The 17,113-nt window shown below is 70.2% G+C and carries 12 protein-coding genes and 1 pseudogene; 10 read left to right on the top strand and 3 right to left on the bottom strand.

The window, feature by feature from the left end:
* Nucleotides 1-3: 3 nt before the first annotated feature.
* From FVS66_RS20095 to FVS66_RS20125, 7 genes are all read left to right on the top strand, one after another.
* Complete coding sequence (locus tag FVS66_RS20095; protein ID WP_149182568.1) at nt 4-792, top strand: MTAP family purine nucleoside phosphorylase; 789 nt, start codon at nt 4-6, stop codon at nt 790-792.
* Entirely contained in the window at nt 789-1,463 is a 675-nt protein-coding gene (locus FVS66_RS20100) for a TIGR04282 family arsenosugar biosynthesis glycosyltransferase (protein ID WP_187645607.1), read from the top strand. The genes FVS66_RS20095 and FVS66_RS20100 overlap by 4 nt, the downstream gene beginning before the upstream one ends.
* A complete protein-coding gene (locus FVS66_RS20105) occupies nt 1,460-2,188 on the top strand; it encodes a TIGR04283 family arsenosugar biosynthesis glycosyltransferase (protein ID WP_149182569.1) in 729 nt (242 codons plus the stop codon). The genes FVS66_RS20100 and FVS66_RS20105 overlap by 4 nt, the downstream gene beginning before the upstream one ends.
* 40 nt (nt 2,189-2,228) lie before the next feature.
* Complete coding sequence (locus FVS66_RS20110; RefSeq protein WP_149182570.1) at nt 2,229-3,935, top strand: radical SAM protein; 1,707 nt, start codon at nt 2,229-2,231, stop codon at nt 3,933-3,935.
* Between the two features lie 23 nt (nt 3,936-3,958).
* Entirely contained in the window at nt 3,959-5,212 is a 1,254-nt protein-coding gene (locus FVS66_RS20115) for an NAD(P)-binding domain-containing protein (protein WP_149182571.1), read from the top strand.
* A gap of 609 nt (nt 5,213-5,821) precedes the next feature.
* A complete protein-coding gene (locus FVS66_RS35525) occupies nt 5,822-6,049 on the top strand; it encodes a hypothetical protein (RefSeq protein ID WP_222946960.1) in 228 nt (75 codons plus the stop codon).
* Between the two features lie 269 nt (nt 6,050-6,318).
* On the top strand, nt 6,319-7,236 hold the full coding sequence (locus FVS66_RS20125; protein WP_149182572.1) for an alpha/beta hydrolase fold domain-containing protein: 918 nt from the start codon (nt 6,319-6,321) through the stop codon (nt 7,234-7,236).
* A 205-nt stretch (nt 7,237-7,441) separates the two neighbouring features.
* On the opposite strand, the gene FVS66_RS20130 is transcribed toward FVS66_RS20125, so the two are convergent.
* From FVS66_RS20130 to FVS66_RS36600, 3 genes and pseudogenes are all read right to left on the bottom strand, one after another.
* A complete protein-coding gene (locus tag FVS66_RS20130) occupies nt 7,442-8,002 on the bottom strand; it encodes a nitroreductase family protein (RefSeq protein ID WP_149182573.1) in 561 nt (186 codons plus the stop codon).
* Between the two features lie 150 nt (nt 8,003-8,152).
* Nucleotides 8,153-8,515, bottom strand: coding sequence for a DUF4241 domain-containing protein (locus FVS66_RS36110; protein WP_316248203.1), 363 nt, complete (start codon nt 8,513-8,515; stop codon nt 8,153-8,155).
* Nucleotides 8,463-9,152, bottom strand: a pseudogene (locus FVS66_RS36600) (DUF4241 domain-containing protein); the annotation flags it as partial. The pseudogene FVS66_RS36600 and the gene FVS66_RS36110, both read right to left, overlap by 53 nt.
* 632 nt (nt 9,153-9,784) lie before the next feature.
* Between FVS66_RS36600 and FVS66_RS20140 the strand changes: the two are divergent.
* The 3 genes from FVS66_RS20140 to FVS66_RS20150 all read left to right on the top strand — a co-directional run bounded on the left by FVS66_RS20140 (nt 9,785) and on the right by FVS66_RS20150 (nt 17,109).
* Nucleotides 9,785-12,964 carry a bifunctional diguanylate cyclase/phosphodiesterase gene (locus tag FVS66_RS20140; RefSeq protein WP_187645608.1) on the top strand — a complete coding sequence of 1,060 codons (3,180 nt, stop codon included), beginning with the start codon at nt 9,785-9,787 and terminating at the stop codon, nt 12,962-12,964.
* A 72-nt stretch (nt 12,965-13,036) separates the two neighbouring features.
* The gene (locus tag FVS66_RS20145; RefSeq protein WP_149182575.1) at nt 13,037-16,324 is read left to right on the top strand and encodes an amino acid adenylation domain-containing protein; all 3,288 of its coding nucleotides are present in this window, start codon (nt 13,037-13,039) and stop codon (nt 16,322-16,324) included.
* The gene (locus FVS66_RS20150) at nt 16,321-17,109 is read left to right on the top strand and encodes a leucyl/phenylalanyl-tRNA--protein transferase (RefSeq protein WP_262387098.1); all 789 of its coding nucleotides are present in this window, start codon (nt 16,321-16,323) and stop codon (nt 17,107-17,109) included. Before FVS66_RS20145 ends, FVS66_RS20150 begins: the two co-directional genes overlap by 4 nt.
* Nucleotides 17,110-17,113: the final 4 nt, after the last annotated feature.

The raw sequence follows: 17,113 nt of genomic DNA on the forward strand, positions 1-17,113 counted from the left end.
TCCATGCGCATAGGTGTGATCACCGGCTCAGGCAGCTACGACTGGCCCCACCTGGAGGGGGCGGCCGAGCGGACCGTCGTCACCGACCACGGCGCGGTCACCGTCACCGAGGGGCGCCTCGGGGAGGCGGAGGTCGTGCAGATGTCCCGGCACGGTGCCGGTCATCACCGGCTGTCCAGCCAGGTCGACCACAAGGCGAACTTCGCCGCCCTGCTGGCCTGCAAGGCCGAGGCTCTGGTGTCCTTCACCGTCTGCGGCTCCGTCGACCCGGACCTGCGGCCGGGCTCCCTGGTGGTCTTCGACGACCTGTACTTCCCGGCCAACCGGCTGCCCGACGGCACCCCCTGCACCTGGTACGACACACCCGGCGAGGCCGGCCGCGGCCACTGGATCTTCGACCGGCCGTTCAGCGAACCACTGCGCCAGGCGCTGATCAACGCTGCCGGGCAGACTGGGGTCCCGGTCGCCACGCGAGGCGTGTACGGACACGTCGACGGCCCGCGCTTCAACTCGCGCCCGGAGGTGGCCGCCCTGGCCGCGGCCGGGGTCGGCGCCATCAGCCAGACCGCGGGGCCGGAGGTCGTCCTGGCGGGGGAGGCCGAACTGCCCATGGCGCTGGTCGGCTTCGTCACCGACTACGCCAACGGCATCGCCTCCGAACCGGAACCGGTACAGGCACTGCTGGACCGCATGGCGGCGAGCAGGACGGTCTTCGCCACCCTGGCCGGGCACGCGCTGCCCGCTCTGGACAGCCCGGACGCGGCCGGCTTCGTCCACCGGTTCGGCGCGTGAGTCCCGCCGCTCGCGGGGGGACGCCCGCCATCCTGGTGATGGCCAAGGCGCCCCGGCCCGGGACGGTGAAGACGCGTCTGCATCCCCTGCTGAGCCCGCAGCGCTGCGCGGAACTCCAGGCCGAACTCATCCGCCACACCATGGAACTGACCACCGCCCACACTCCACGCGCCTACCTCGCCTACGCCCTGGACAGCGGCGGAGAAGCCATCAGCACGACAGTGCCCGCCGGCGTCCGGCTGCTCCGCCAGCGCGGTGGGGACCTCGGACAGCGCCTGGCCGCGGCCGTCGCCGACGCCTTCGCCGACGGTGCGGGCCCGCTGACGGTCATCGGAACCGACGCGCCGACCCTCACCGGCGACCACCTGACCGCCGCGTTCACCGTCCTGGAGGACCACGATGTGGCGCTGGGCCCCGCACTCGACGGCGGCTACTATCTGATCGGCCTGCGCGAGCCCCGCACTTCGCTCTTCGCTCTCGATTCCGAGGTCTGGAGCACGGACCGGGTACTCGCGCAGACCCGAGCCGACGCCCGGCGCGAAGGGCTGAGCGTGGGGCTGCTGCATCCGCTGCGGGACCTGGACACCCCCGAGGACGCGTCCGCGCTCCTGTCGGATCCGGCGACGCCCCCGGCCATCGCCGCCCTGCTCCAGCCCGTGGAGACACCATGACACAGGTGTCGATCATCGTTCCGGTACTGAACGAAGAGGCCACGATCCATCGCGCGGTGAGCCGTCTGTGCCGTGACTTCCCCGGCTGCGAGCTGATTGTCGTGGACGGCGGCTCCACCGACGCGACCGCCGGACTCGCCGCCCATCACGCCACCGTGATCACCAGTGGGCGCGGCCGGGCCCGGCAGATGAACGAGGGCGCCCGGCACGCCTCCGGTGACATTTTGTGGTTCGTCCACGCCGACACGGCCATCGATCCGAGGGCCCTCGGTCAGATCCGGGCGGCGCTTGCCGACCCGGCCGTGGTCGGCGGCGGCCTCACCCTCCGCTTCGATCGCGCGACACCCGCTCTGAACTACCTCGCGTGGACGTCCAACGCCCGCGCCCGCCGACTCCACCACATCTTCGGCGACCAGGCCATGTTCATCCGCCGCAGCGTCTTCGACGCCCTCGGCGGCTTCCCCGACCTGGCCATCATGGAAGACCTGGAGATGTCACGGCGCCTGCACCGTCGCGGCCGACTGCGCCTGCTCCCCGCCACCTCGACGGCCTCCTCACGCCGCCTGGTCGCCCACGGCACCTGGCGCATGATCGCCTTCATGCAGTACCTGAAGCTGCTGTACTTCGCCGGCGTCGACCCCGAGGCCATCCGCGCCCGCTACACCGCGGGGCCCCGCCTCCTCCCCAAGAGAAGCCCCAAGGCGGCACGAACCGGCCGTCCCTGACACCCGCTCTTCTCCCTTACGACATTCTGGAGCCGACATCATGCGCATCGCCGTCTGTGGAGGGCCTTACGGGAACCCGTACGCCTTGCAGGCATTCGTCGACGACGCCCGTGCACGGGGCGCCGAGCGGTTGTTCTGCCTGGGCGACCTCGGCGGCTTCGGCGCCGACGTGAACGCGCTGTGGCCGATCCTCACCGACAACGGCATCGAGTGCGTCGCAGGCAACTACGACGTGGCCATCGCCCGCGGCGACACCGACTGCGGCTGCGGCTACCGCGACGCCAAGGACAACGAGTACGCCCAGCTGATCTACGACCACACCCTCGCGACCACGGGCCGGGACTTCGCCGCCTGGATGGGCACCCTGCCCACCGAGCGCCGGGAGACCATCGACGGCGTCGACGTCCACATGGTCCACGGTTCGACGCTGGCGCTGAACGACTTCTGGTGGGAGTCGCTCCCCGAGGAGCAGCACCGGCTGCGCGCCGAGGCGTCCGGCGGGGATGTCGTCCTGTGCACCCACAGCGGTCTGCCCTGGCAGCGGCAGGTCGGCGGGACGCTGGTGGTGAACGTTGGCGTGCTCGGCAAACCCGCCAACGACGGCCGCCGCGAGGTCTGGTACGCGATGCTAGACCTCTCCGACGGGCACGTCACCGCCGAGCTGATCCCGCTCGCGTACGACTGGCGGGCGCAGGCCGCCTCGATGCTCGCCGCGGGGCTCCCCGAGATCTTCGCCGAGACCATCGAGACCGGCTGGTGGACCACCTGCCTGGAGATCCTGCCGCCGCGTGAACGCTCCCGGGGCCGCTACCACCTCTACCGCTCCACCCTCCCCTCCGGCTTCCAGCCTGCGGACTTGGGGTATCCCCTGCTCGAAGAGCTTGGGGAGGGCTGGGGCGAGGCGGAGCCCAAGGCTCCGGAGGGCGACCGGCCGGTGGTCCCGCTGTTCGGTACCGCCTACTTCCCGTCGCGACTGTGGATCTACACCAACTTCCACTGCAATCTGGCCTGCGACTACTGCGCGGTCGCCTCCTCTCCGAAGGCGGCCGCCCGCACCCTGCCCGCCGACGCCTTCCGCGCCCTCGTCGACGAGGCCGTCGAGGCCGGGTTCACCGAGCTGTATCTCACCGGTGGTGAGCCCTTCCTGCACCCTGACATCGTCGGCCTCCTCGACTACGCCACCACACGGCTGCCCACCGTCGTCATGACGAACGGGATGCTGCTGCGAGGCCGCCGCGCCGCCGGGCTCGACGCGCTGGCAGGCCGCAAGCTCACCGTCCAGACCTCCCTCGACGGCGCCACAGCCCACACTCACGACCGGCACCGTGGCCCAGGCTCCTGGCAGCGCACCATCGACGGTATCCGGCACCTGACCGACCTGGGACTGCCCCCGCGCGTCGCCCTCACCGAAACCCCGGACAACACCGGCGAGATCCCCGCGGTCGCCGAGCTGCTGGCCGGACTCGGCCTGCCCGCCGACCACTTCGCCGTACGACCGCTGCTGCGCCGCGGCTTCTCCGAGACCGGAGTGGAGATCGGCGAGGACTCCAGCATCCCCGAACTGACCGTCACCGCCGACGGACTGCACTGGCACCCCGCCGGCGCCGACCTCGCCACCAGCCCCGATCTGCACCTGGCGCCCTACGGAACCTCGCTCGCCACGGGCCGACAGCTGGTCACCGAACGGTTCTTCACCGCCCGCCTCACCGACGGCACCCTGCCCCGCCCCGTCCACTGCGCCATCTGAACCCTCCGGAAAGGAAGTACGCCATGCAGCGCCACGTCGCGATCCTCGGCGCCGGCCCCGTCGGCCTCGACGCCGCCCTCGCCTGCGCCGACGCCGGATGGCCGTTCACCCTCTACGAGGCCGCCGACACCGTCGCCGCCCATGTACGGGCCTGGGGCCATGTCCGTTTTTTCACCCCATGGGACCTCAACGTCTCCCGCCGGATGCGGGCCCACCTGCCGCACGCCCCGACCGGCGACGACTGCCCCACGGGTGCCGAGCTGGCGACCCGCCTGCTCGACCCGGTCGCCGCCCTGCCCGCCGTCGAGGGCCGTATCCGCTACCGCACCCGCGTCGCCGCCGTCGCCCGCACCGGCCTGCTCAAACACGAGCAGATCGGCACCGCCGCCCGCGCCGCCGCCCCCTTCACCCTTCTGCTGGACACTCCCCACGGCTCCGCCGGGGGCGCCCCCACCCCCGGCGAGGACACCGCGGAAGCGGACCTGGTCCTGGACTGCACCGGCACCTACTCCCACCCCAACACCCTGGGCTCCGGCGGCATCCCCGCCCCCGGCGAACGCGCCGTCACCGACCGCATCACCCGCACCCTCCCGGACACCGGCGACCCCGCCCGCTGGGCGGGCACCGTGCTGCTCGTCGGGGCCGGAAAGTCCGCCCAGACCGCGGCCCGCGACCTGGCCGCCCTGCCCGGCACCCGTGTCGAGTGGGCGGTGCGCAGCCCCGCACCCGACTGGGGCGCCGTACCGGACGACACACTGCCCGGCCGCCGACACCTCGTGGACACCTCCCAGGCCCTCGCCGACGGCGCCAACAGCCGTGTCACCGTCCACACCGGCGCCCACGTTCAGGCGCTGCACCCCGCAGGCGACCGTGTGCGCGTCACCCTTGCCACCGCCGGCGGCCCGCACGAGGTCGTCTGCGACCACATCGTGGCGCTGACCGGGTACACCGGCGACGCCTCCCTCCACCGTCAGTTGCAGGTCCACGAGTGCTACGCCACCGGTGCCCCCATGAACCTCTCCGCCGCCCTCCTCGGCTCCGCGGCAGGGGACTGCCTCGCCCAGCCCTCCCTGGGGGTCGACGCCCTGCGCAATCCCGAGCCGCACTTCTTCATCCTGGGCGCCAAGTCATACGGCCGCCTCAACACCTTCCTTCTGCGCACCGGCTACGAGCAGATCGACCAGGTCGCCGCCGCGTACGCCGACGAATCGGAGCCTCTACCTGCAGGGAAGAAGGACACACGCGGAAAGAGAGGCCGTACGCCATGGCAGCCCTGATCACATGGTCGCCGGTCCGCTGCGCTGCGCTCGAAGGGCGCCTTCGCGAGCCCGGCTCATCCATCTGGGCAGCTCAATCTGACGATGCCCCAGCCCCGGCTGCCCGCCAACCAGGCGTGGCAGACCATCGGGCAGCACGACCACCAGACCGCGTGACCGGATCCCGCGCGACATACAGACACCGCCGGGGTGGTGGTGGCGTACGGCGCCACCACCACCCCGGCAGTGGCCGGTCCGTGACGGACCGGTGCGCGGGGACCTCGCGGCAACGCGGCAGCCCGCGGCAAGCCCCGGCGAAGTCGTAGGGGCAGCCCATGCCGACAGGGACCGTCCCCGTCGACCGGGCCGCCGACGAGTTCGGCGTAATCGTGGCCGGGCTTCGGCCCGCGGTCGCGAATCGCCTCGATCGGCTCCGAAGGCCCGGCCCCGACGACGGCCCGGTCAATCCCCGAGCCCTGCGGCGCACGCTCGCGATGGCTATGCCGCCCGCCCCGGCGGACCAGGCCGCCTTCGCCGCCGAAGTCGCCGCGGGGGAAGAGGCCGAACACCTGCGACTGACCGTCGCCGCCTACGAGTACTACCAGCGCGGCCTTCTGCCCAGCGGGCAAGGTGCCTGCCCGCGATCTCATCGGCGCCTTCAAGGCCGTCGATCAGGCCCTGGAGCGACACGACGCCGGGCCGGTCACCGTCATCGACGACCGGCGCGTCGAGCGTGCCCTCAAGGCGAAGGCGAAGACCCTGCACCTCGGCGTCGGCGACTACTGCTGGTTCTTCGATCCAGGCAAGGCTTTGTACCTGAAGATCGCCGGCACGCCGGACGCCGACGAACCCTCATGAGGCCGTGCGACTGGGCCTGCTGCCACAAGCCACCCGCCACCCCCAGCACCGACAGATCTGGGCCGACCACGCCGACAACACCAAGGCTGTCTTCCTCGGCAACCCCAGACTCTCCAAGTTGCAGCCCAGGCGGCGTTCGACGGTGCCACTCGCATCGTCGCCGATATCGACGCCGGGGGCGAACGTGCGGCATTTCCTGGCGTGCGGCGGTTCCGGCGCCGCAGGTCGGCGATAGCGTGGAGTTGAGACCCGGGTGATGAGGAGGGCGCGTGCGATTCGCGCTGGACACACTGTTCGCTGACGTGCCGGCGGAACAGGTCGATGAGGCTCGTGACTTCTACAAGTCGAGGGTGGCGGGCCGTGGCCCCAGCACACTGGAGGAGCTGAAGGAAGCACGAGCGAGGAGGTCTGTTCTTTGTGCCGCCGATCCGCCTGCCATCGAAGAGACGATCGAAGCCGCGGAAGCGCGCGTCCCTGTCAGGATCTTCACTCCTGTCGACGGTCCGCCGCGGGGCGTCTACCTGGACATACACGGCGGCGGCTTCTACATGGACTCCGCAGCGCGAGGAGACAAACGCAATCGCGAACTCGCAGACGCCCTACGCCTCGCCGTTGTCAGCGTCGACTACCGGCTGGCCCCTGAGCACCCCTGGCCGGCGGCACCCGACGACTGTGAAGCGGCGGCGCTCTGGCTCGTCGAAGAAGCCGATGCCCGCTTCGGAACATCCCGACTTGCGATCGGCGGGAGCTCCGCGGGAGCCACACTCGCCTTGGCGACCCTGCTCCGGCTGAGAGACAGAGGTGCCGTTGGCCGGTTCACCGGCGCTGCGCTTCAATTCGGGACCTACGACTTGAGCGCACGAACCCCGGCCGGTCGCCGCATCGCGGACGAATACTTCATCCAGGCGTACGCCGGCCATGTGGAAGACCGCACTGTTCCCGACATCTCTCCCGTCTACGGCGTTCTTCGCGGGCTTCCCCCAACGCTGCTGATCGTCGGAAGCGCAGACGTGTTGCTGGAAGACAACCTGGCGCTGGCAGGTCGCTTGTCGGCGGCTGACAATGACGTCGAGCTCCGGGTCTACCCCGAGTCACCCCACGGCTTCACGGGCCACCCCACGGCAATGGCCAGGACGGCGCTCAGCGGCGTCGACTCCTGGCTGAGCGAACGGATCACGCAATCGTAGGGACTGACCGCGATCCTCGAAGGATCGGTCCCAGAGGTCGATTACGTGAGAAACGGCCTCGCGCAATCCCGCCGACGTGGGCGGCAACCGTCAGGCGCGCAGTCGACATCGATCGACCGGACACGTCTCATACCCGGCTATCGCGCGTATTACCCGATCCTGGCTCGGCACACACGCCCCGTACCACTCCGCTGCTGCTCGGCTCTTACTCCGCCGGTGACCAGGGAGCGGAGCGCAAGTGCGCGACGCTGTGCCGGTCGCGGCCCTCAGGCGGTCCGCCGGCCGCCTTGCCTATCGCGACCATGGAGACGATCACCCAGCCCGGGTTCGGGTCCAGCTCCTTGGTGAGCCCTTCCAGGTCGAAGGCCCGGAACTGGTGCGCGGCCAGCCCCATGGCCTGGGCCTGAACAGTCATATGGGCGATGGCCTGACCGAGGTCGTAGTCCGCGAACTCGGAGTAGAGCAGCTGCGTGTCATGGACGTGCCGGCGCGTCAGCGTGACGACGAGCAGGCCCGCGTCCGTCGCCCAGCGGGCCGAACTCGGCGCGAGGTGAGGGAGCACCCGGTCGTGCTCCGGCTCACCGGGCCTGCCGGTGAAGAAGCCCCACGGCTGGGAGTTCCCCGCCGACGGCGCCCACCGCGCGGCTTCCAGCAGCAGCCCGAGGGCGTGGTCGTCGACAACCACCGACGGATCGAACCGGTAGGGACTGAAGCGCCCGGCAAGCAGCGGGTGTATGCCGCCGGGCGGCTCCTGGGAATGGTGCATGTTCCGCTGCAACCCGCGACCGCCAGTGCATATTCCGGCCGGTGCGGAGCGCGCGCACCGCCCACGCCAGACGACCTGTCGGAACGAAGATCCACGCGCGGGGAAACCCACAGATTGATCACGACCCGATACGCGCCCTGGCACCCGGGCTCAAGCCGGCGCCGCCCCCGCCCCTTCGGCACTGCCGTCCTGGAGCACCGCCGGCATCCCCTCCGACAGCACCACCACCTCGGCCACATCCCCGTCTGCGGAGCGCCCCGCCCATACGGGGTAGGTACCGTCGCCGGTCGTCGCGAAGGCGACCAGCTCGCCGCCGGATGCCTCGTCCTGAGTTACGCAGGAAGTACATGGAATCGGGTATGTCCTCCCCGACACCCGACTCCCCCCGGACAAGGTGCCGCTCGAAGAGCCGGTGGAGCGACTCCCAAGCCCCGGCATCGGCGAAGCACCCGGTCGCACCATCGGTGTCGAAGCCGAAGATCTCGTTCTCCACGAGCAGCCTGGGGTCGTCATGCGGCCCGGGGCACATCTCCCACGACAAGGCGGGAGTCTCGCTGATGCGCAACCGGACCGCCGTGGTGTCCGTACGGTTCACCCAGCCCTGGCGCCACTCACAGTCGTAGCCGAAGCGGACTTGTGCTTCTTCGAGTACGTACTCCCCCGGTGGGCCGGGGACCGTGATGGCGGGCACTTCGTCGGAGAGGTTGTCCGGCCCGGAGACGGCCGGCAGCCCGCTCGGCACGCGCAGGGTCCCGGTCCGGCGCGGCTCCACGACGGACATCTCGGGGTGGTACCCGTCGGTCACACGCGTCCCGGGCCGGAACAGCGCGTCGAGCGGCCCGGGCTGCGCGGGGCGGGGCGGTCGCCAGCAGGTGGCGGGGGCCTCGGACGCGTCGCCGGAGGTCTCCGCCGCGCCTGAGCCGAGCGCCGCCGCCTGGAGCGCAACCGGTCCCGGCAGCCTCCGCCGGCGGGCCGCGAACACCGGCCAGTCTTCGAACCCGGGGCGGACCTGCCAGCGCCGTGTATCGGCCTCGGGCACAGTGACAAGTGTCCGCCCGCGCTCGCCTTGGGGCTCCTGCGTGATCGATCCCCTGCCGTCCGGGAACAGCTCCATCGCGGAGCGGGGGCATTCGTCGTGGAACTCCGCCATCTCCGGCCCGGTGTACTGCCACCTGCGGGTACGTCGCCTGAGCAGCCGACTCTGATCGTCCAGCAGCCGCAGGTCCAGCTCGTCGGTGCGGCGGCCCTGGTCGTCGTAGGCCCACAGGCCGACGTAGTGGTCCCGCCAGGACACCAGCGGAACCTCCCGCCCCGGGCACCGCCACTGACAAGGGCGCGCCGATGCGGGGACTGGCCAAACCACCCGACTTACCCATGGACTGGCGATCTGCCACGCTCCGTCAGTGGCCGATCGTCACCGGGAGGCCTCAGTCCGGTTCCCGCGTCCTCCATTTTCACGCATGTCGCGGTATCTCGCGAGGCGACGCGGTATCTCCCCGTGCGCGTGCGGGAAATGGCAATCTCGGTAAGCTGGGTGGAGGAGACGTCGATGTCTCGGTGTAGAAGGAGCCCGCATAACGGCGACCGTGTATGGCGACCGTGTATACCGCAGACCGTGTATACCGGAAATCCTGTTCACAGGCGACCAGGGCCGAGTCCCGGCCCGGCGCCTGGCGAGTTCTCCTTATGTCAGCCCGGCCCCCACGGGCCTTCTCCGCAGCCCGGTGCCGTTCGCCCAGCTCAGCCGGTCCGACAAGTGGCCCTCCCAGGAGGTTAGTTGGGATGAACGCGCGACTGCGAAGCCGGGCTGCGATGGCCGCCGTCAGTTCATGCATCGTCGTGCTGGTCGCGTTCTACTACATATTTCCGGAAGAACGCCTGCTCTTCGTCGCCATTGGAGCGATCGGCGTCATCGGTATCGTCCTGGGTGTCTTTCTCAACCACCCGGCGCATCGACTCCCCTGGCTGTTGCTCGCCGCGGGTAACTTCGCCTTCGTCGCAGGCCAAGCCACCCAGATCATCCTCATCCAGTTGCTCGAAGAGGAGGTTCCGTTCCCGTCGATCGCCGATGGCTTCTATCTCGCCGCATATCCGCTCTATGCGGCCGGGCTGCTGGGCTTCGTGCACTGGCGCACAGGTTGGCGCGACCGGGCGAGCCTCGTCGACGCGCTGACGCTGACAGTCGGCCTGGCGCTGCTGTCGTGGCTCTTCCTCATCGATCCGTACGCCCGCGCAGCGGGTCTGACCTGGTGGCAGAAGGCGTTCGCCATAGCCTATCCGCTCGGCGACATCCTCGTCCTGGCGATGCTGCTGCGGCTGCTCGTCGGCCGTGGTGGCAAGAGCCGCTCGCTCATGCTGCTCACCGCGGGCACCCTCGGCCTGCTCGCCGCCGACGTGCTTTACGGCCTGATCCAGCTGAACGGAACGTGGCGCACGGGTAGCGCGGTCGAACTCGGCTGGGCCGTCCTGTACGGCGCCTGGGCGGCCGCCGCGATCCATCCGTCCATGCGCCGGCTGACGCAGCCGGTGCCATGGCGAGCCGAGACCGGCACGGGCCGGCTGAGCCTGCTCACCCTGGCGTCGCTGATCGCCCCGGCCATACTCCTGACGGAGGCGGTGCGCGGCGTGAGGTCCAACGTCGGCGTCATCGGGGTCTTCTCCGCGGTGCTCTTCCTCCTGGTGCTCTACCGACTGTCGGGGGTGGTGGCGACCCACCGGCGGGCGGTCGGCCGGGAGAAGGCGCTGCGCAACGCGGTGTCGTCGCTGGGTGGAGCGGGCGAGCTTCGGGATGTGGCCGCCGCCGCCCACTCCGCGGTGACGGAGCTGATGGCGCACGGGCCGCCGCGGTCCGCGCTGCTCACCCTGCCGGACAGCACGCTCTGGGTGAACGGGGCGCGCAGCGCCCTGCGCGGGCCCCTGGCCGCGCAGGCGACCGCAGACGTGCGGGAACTGATCGCGTCCGGCGAGAACCGCCTGGTGAGCCTCAATGGTGTGGGGCCCGATCTTGCCGCCCACCTCACGGGCTCGGACGAGGAGCCGGCCCGCACCGGCCACGCGCTGGTCTGCCCGCTCGCCGCGCAGGATCACTCCTCGGGCGGTCCATTGACCGGGGTGCTGATCGTGGTCGGGAACGAGCAGGACCTGCTCGTGCTCCGCGACACGCTGGCGACTCTCGCCGCGCAGGCAGCACTTGCCGCGGCGCGGGTCACCCTCGCCCAGGAGGTCAACCGGCGCAACAGCGAGATGTACTTCCGCACGCTGGTGCAGAACGCCTCCGACGTCATCCTGATCCTCGACGACGACGACCGGGTCCGTTACGCCAGCCCCTCAGCCGGCCAGGTGCTCGGCGTTCCGGACCTGGAGGACACCCTCCTCGTCGATCTGGTGCCACCGCAGGACAGTCGCGCGGTGGTCGAGACACTCGGCCGGATACGGGGCGGAGAGTACCAGAGCAAGCGCGAGCACTGGCGTATGCTTCGCGCCGACCGGTCGTCCATCGAGGTCGAGGTGAGGTGGAGCGACCTGCGGGAGGAGGCGACCGTCGGTGGAGTGGTGCTCACCTTGCGGGACGTGACCGAACAGCGCAAACTTGAACGCGAACTCACCCACCAGGCGTTCCATGACTCGCTCACCAACCTGGCCAACCGCGTGCTCTTCCAGGACCGGGTCAACCAGGCCCTGGCGCAGGCTCAGCGCGACGGCACGGTGGTCGGCGTGCTCTTCATCGACGTGGATGACTTCAAGGTCATCAACGACATACACGGCCACGGTGTGGGCGACGAACTCCTGGTCGCGCTGTCACTCCGGCTGCAGACCACCGTCCGTGCCTCCGACACCGCCGCGCGCATCGGCGGCGACGAGTTCGCACTCCTGGTGGTGGGCTCCGTCGCCACAGAGGGCGTGGAGCGGTTCACCGAACACCTGATGACCGTGTTCGCCGAGCCGTTCCGGCTCAGTGTGGGGCCGATGAGCACGTATGCCAGCATCGGCGTCGCGACGACGGAAGACAGCATCGACTCGGTCGAACTGTTGGCACACGCCGATCTCGCGCTGTACTCGGCGAAGATGGCGGGCAAGCGCCAGTGGCGCCGCTACCACCCGGAACTGCAGAGCGGCATGGCCGAGCGTGCCAATTTGCAGGAGGCTCTGGACAGTTCGACGATCGAGACTTCGTTCACGGTGCTTTATCAGCCCATCGTGGAGCTGGCCAACGGTAAGATCACCGGCTTCGAGGCGCTCGTTCGCTGGCCGCACTCCACGCGCGGCATGGTGATGCCGGAGCAGTTCATCACACTGGCCGAGGAGAGCGGGCAGATCGTCCCGCTGGGTGCCTGGGTGCTCGACCAGGCCGCGGCCGAGGCGGTCCGGTGGGAGGCCTCCGTGCGGCGCGGCGGGACGGCCGATCGCAACGTCCCTTATATCAGCGTGAACGTGTCGCCGCGTCAGTTCCGGGACGACGAGTTCTACAACGTGGTCCGGCGTTCCCTGGATCTCTCCGGCATCGAACCGTCCTCTCTTGTATTGGAACTGACCGAGAGTGTACTGATGTACAACGACGAACGTATCCTTGCTGAGCTGAATTCGCTCACGGACCTCGGTATACGTATCGCGATCGACGATTTCGGAACGGGCTACTCGTCGCTGAGCTATCTGCGTGAGTTTCCGATCTCGGTACTCAAGATCGACAAGTCGTTCGTCGACGAACTCGGGCGCTCGCCGGAACAGTACGCCCTTGTCGAGGGCATCACGCATCTCGCGGACACTCTCGGCCTCACGGTTATCGCCGAAGGGGTGGAGAACGTGAGGCAGCAGGAGTTGCTGGTCTCCATGGGCTGCCGGTTGGCTCAGGGGTACCTCTTCGCCGAACCGGTCAGTGCCGAGGAGGCGGAGCAACTCGTCCTCGCGCCGCCGCTCGGACGCCTGGCCGAATTGCCTGTGAGGCCTGTGGAGGGGGAGAGGTGATGGCGGCGGCCCTTTCCCGCTGAGGGCGCAGTTCGTGCTCCGCAGGACGCCGCGCGAAGGCAGGAGGCCCGAGTGACGGAACGTGAGGACTTGTCGACAGAGTCGGCTGCACCGCGTGTCGTGCTGCGCAACGACGAGGAGCAGTACGCGATCTGGCCCGCCGACCGCCGGATTCCGGCCGGGTGGCGTCGGGTCGGCGGACCGGAGTCCGCCGAGTGGTGCGGGAGGCTGGTCGACCGCCTGTGGACCGACCTGCGGCCCGCGAGCGCCCGCGCCGGGGGGCCACCCCCGGAGTCCTGGCCGAGCACCGTGTCCGAGCTGGTCCGGGAGCGGGCGCGGCGTGAGCCGTCCGCTCTCGCGGTGCTCTCGGACGACGGTCGGCTCAGCTACGCCGAACTGAGCGGCCGCGCCGACCGGCTTGCCGCCCAGTTGCGGGAGTCGGGCGTCGGCGCGGAGTCCGTCGTCACCGTGTGCCTCGACCGCGTGCCCGAACTGGTCGTCGCGCTGCTGGCGGTGCTGGGCTCCGGAGGCGCGTTCCTGCCCCTCGACCCGGCGACTCCGCGGCAACGGATGGTCGCACTGGTCGGGGAGACCGGTTCCCGCCTCATCGTCGCGAGCCGGGAACACGCCCCGATGTTCGCCGGGTGCGAGGCGCGGATCGTCTGCGCCGGGGCCGCCGGAGAACCGGCCGCGCAGGCGCCGCTGGACGCACCGCGGCCGGCACGCGGCCCCCGACCGGACGACCTCGCCTACGTGATCTACACCTCCGGATCCACCGGACCCCCCAAAGGGGTGATGATCAGCCACCGGTCGCTGGTCCACTCCCTCACCGCGGTGGCCCGGGCATACGAACTGACGCCCAGCGACCGGGTGCTGCACGCCGCGGCGCTCGGCTTCGACACCTCATTGGAGCAGATCTTCGCCACGCTGATCAGCGGCGCGACGCTCATCCTCGCGGGAACACCGACGTGGGCGCCCACCGACCTGCTGTACCGCCTGCCCGAGCACGGGATCACCGTCGCCGACCTGCCCCCCGCCTACTGGCACCGGATCGTCTCCGTGGCGGAGCGCGGCGAGATCAGCGCGTCGCTGAGGCTCGTCATCGTCGGCGGCGAGATCGTCACCGCTAAGGACTGCCGCGCCGTTCTGCGCCGGATCCCCGGCGCACGGCTCGTCAACGCCTACGGGCTCACCGAGACCACCATCACCTCCACGCTCTGCGACCTCAACCAGGAAGTGCTCGCCGCGCCGGACACCGCCGTCGCCCCGGTCGGCAGGCCCCTGGAGGGGAGTCACGTCCACGTGCTCGACGCCGAACTACGTCCGGTGCCACCGGGCGAGCGCGGCGAGATCTACATCGGCGGTCAGGGTCTGGCGCGTGGTGTCTGGCGGCAACCCGCCTTGACCGCACGGCAGTTCCTACCCGATCCGTACGGCTCCGCGCCGGGGGACCGGATGTATCGCACCGGGGATCTGGGCCGGTGGCGCTCGGACGGCAACCTGGAAGTTCTGGGCCGGGTCGACGACCAGGTGAAGATCCGCGGGTTCCGGGTCGACCCGGCCGAGATCGAGGCCGCGCTCGTCTCCCGCCCGGAGATCGGCCAGTCGATGGTGGTGGCTCGGGCGCGTGACAACGGCGACCGGGACCTGATCGCGTACTACACGCCGGCCTCGCCGCCTGCGGCCGGTGGCGAGGCCGCGCTGCGCGCACGGCTGCGGTCGGCACTCGCCGAGGTCCTGCCGGGTTACATGATCCCGGCAGCCTTCTACGCGATGGAACGGCTGCCCGTCGCTCCCAGCGGAAAGCTCGACCGCAGGGCCGTGCCGGAATCGGGGATTGCGACGACGACGGCCGGCGCCGACGACCGTCCGGTGCCGCAGGGGCTGGCCCAGCTGTGGTGTCAGATCCTGGGTGTGGACCACGTCCGTCCGCAGGACGACTTCTTCGAACTGGGCGGCAACTCGCTGCTGGCCATGGAGATGCTCGCCCGGACCCGCGTCATATTCGGCATCGGCGTCACCCAGATCCGCGAACTGACCCGTTCACTGCTGCGGCAGCCGATGCTCGCCGCGTTCGCCGAGTCCGTGCGCCAGGCACGTGCCGGCACACTGACCCACCCGGCCGGCGGGAGCGTCGACTTCGCCTCGGAGACCGATCGGCGCGTTCCGGCGGTGGGCCGTGACGCGCCGGCTCCGGATCACCGGCACCCAGGCGACGTCCTTCTCACCGGGGCGACGGGATTCTGTGGCGCACACATGATCGACGAGCTGCTGCGCAGCACGACGGGCCGCGTCCTTTGCCTGGTCAGGGCATCGGACGAGCAGCACGGCATGGAGATGATCCGCGCGAGCCACCGGCGGTTCGTCCTCAGCGATCTGTCCAGCCCGCGCGTCCAGCCGGTCGTCGGCGACCTGGGCAAGCCCCAACTGGGGCTGACTCCCGGCCGGTTCGAGGAGCTGGCATCGACCGTCGACGCCGTCTACCACTTCGGCGCCCAGGTCAACTTCATCTATCCGTACCACGAGTTGCGCGCGGCCAACGTCGACGGAACGTACGAGATCATCCGCCTCGCAGCCGGCAGGGCCGTCCCCGTCCACTTCACCTCCAGCATGGCGGTGCTCGCCGGATTCGGGCCCGCCGGGGTGCGCGAGGTGACCGAGAGCACGCCGCTGGACTTCCCGCATTATCTGTCGGTGGGATACGTGGAGACCAAATGGGTCGCCGAGGCGCTGCTGAAGAAGGCATCCGACGCTGGCTTGCCGGTCGCCGTCTACCGCCTGATGGACATCACGGGGAGCACCGGAACCGGCGTGATGAACACCAGCAGCGAGATGGCCGCCCTCATCAGCTTCATCGCGCGGACCGGTCTGTGCCCTGACGTCCGGCTGCCGCTGGACTTCCTGCCGGCCGACTGCCTCGTCCGTGCAATCGGACACATCTCCACCCGCCATCCCGCGCGCGGTGAGGTCTACCACCTCACCAACCCCCGTCCTGCGCTGCTGGATTCGCTGGCCGAGCGCCTCCGCCGACTGGGATGCCCGGTCCGGGAGATCCCGTACGCCGAGTGGATCGCCGCTCTGGTGAAGTACGCGGCCGGGCACCCCACCGACGCGATAACACCGTTCGTCCCGCTCTTCGTCGACCTGTGCCACCACGCCGACATCACCGTGAGCGAGATGTACTTCCAGGGCGTTTTCCCTGAGTTCACCCGTGACAACGCAGAACGGGCACTGGTGGACGCCGGGATCGACATTCCGCCCATGGACGCGGAGATGATGGACCGCTACATCGACTTCCTCCAACAGGCCGAGCACGTCCGGCCGGTGCGGAGCCGGGGGCAGGGAGCGGCACGGTGGTGAGCCGATGCCCCGGCTGGGAGGCACTGGACGTGCTGGCAGCGGCGCCCGACGGTCCGGTGGCCTTCTCCGCCGACCTCAGTCCTGCCGGCCTCCTGGCGGCCTACCGCGCCGGGGTCTATCCGTTCCCGGCATCCGACGAGTACGGCCGCGTCCTCAACGAAGTGGTCTTCGCCGATCAGGTCCAGGAGGGCGGCATCCGGCTCGTGGGGGAGGAACCGGCCGATCCCTTCGCCGTCTCCTGGTGGTCACCCGACCCCAGGCCGGTGCTGCCCGTCTCGGCTGCCCACCTGAGCCGGAGCCTCGCCCGGCGGCTGCGCAACCGGCTGCCGTGGTCGACCAGCCTGGACCGGGGGTTCGAGCGCGTTGTCCGCGAATGCCGCGGCGACCGTGTCCCGCTGTGGCTCACCGAAGAGCTGATCGCGAGCTTGATCCGCCTGCACGAACTGGGGCACGCTCACAGCGTCGAGGTGTGGGAGGACGGCCAACTGATCGGCGGCGTCTTCGGCCTCAGGGTCGGACCGGTCTTCAGCATGGACTCGATGTTCTTCCGGCGTCCCGGCGCCTCGAAGGTCGCGGTGAGCGACCTCGCTGCGCGTTTCGCACAGGCCGGCGGCGAGCTGCTCGACGCGCAGCGGGACAGCCCGCACGTCCGCGACCTCGGCTGCACTCTCCTCCCGCGAGAGCAGTACGTGCGATACCTCCGCCGCACCGCGCGTGACAGTCTCCCGATGCCCACCGCCACCTTGCCCGCCCGCCGCCTCGCCCGGCCGGCGGGATCGTGCTGATTGT

The organism is Streptomyces sp. TRM49041, assembly GCF_008271805.1.
GTDB lineage: Bacteria > Actinomycetota > Actinomycetes > Streptomycetales > Streptomycetaceae > Streptomyces.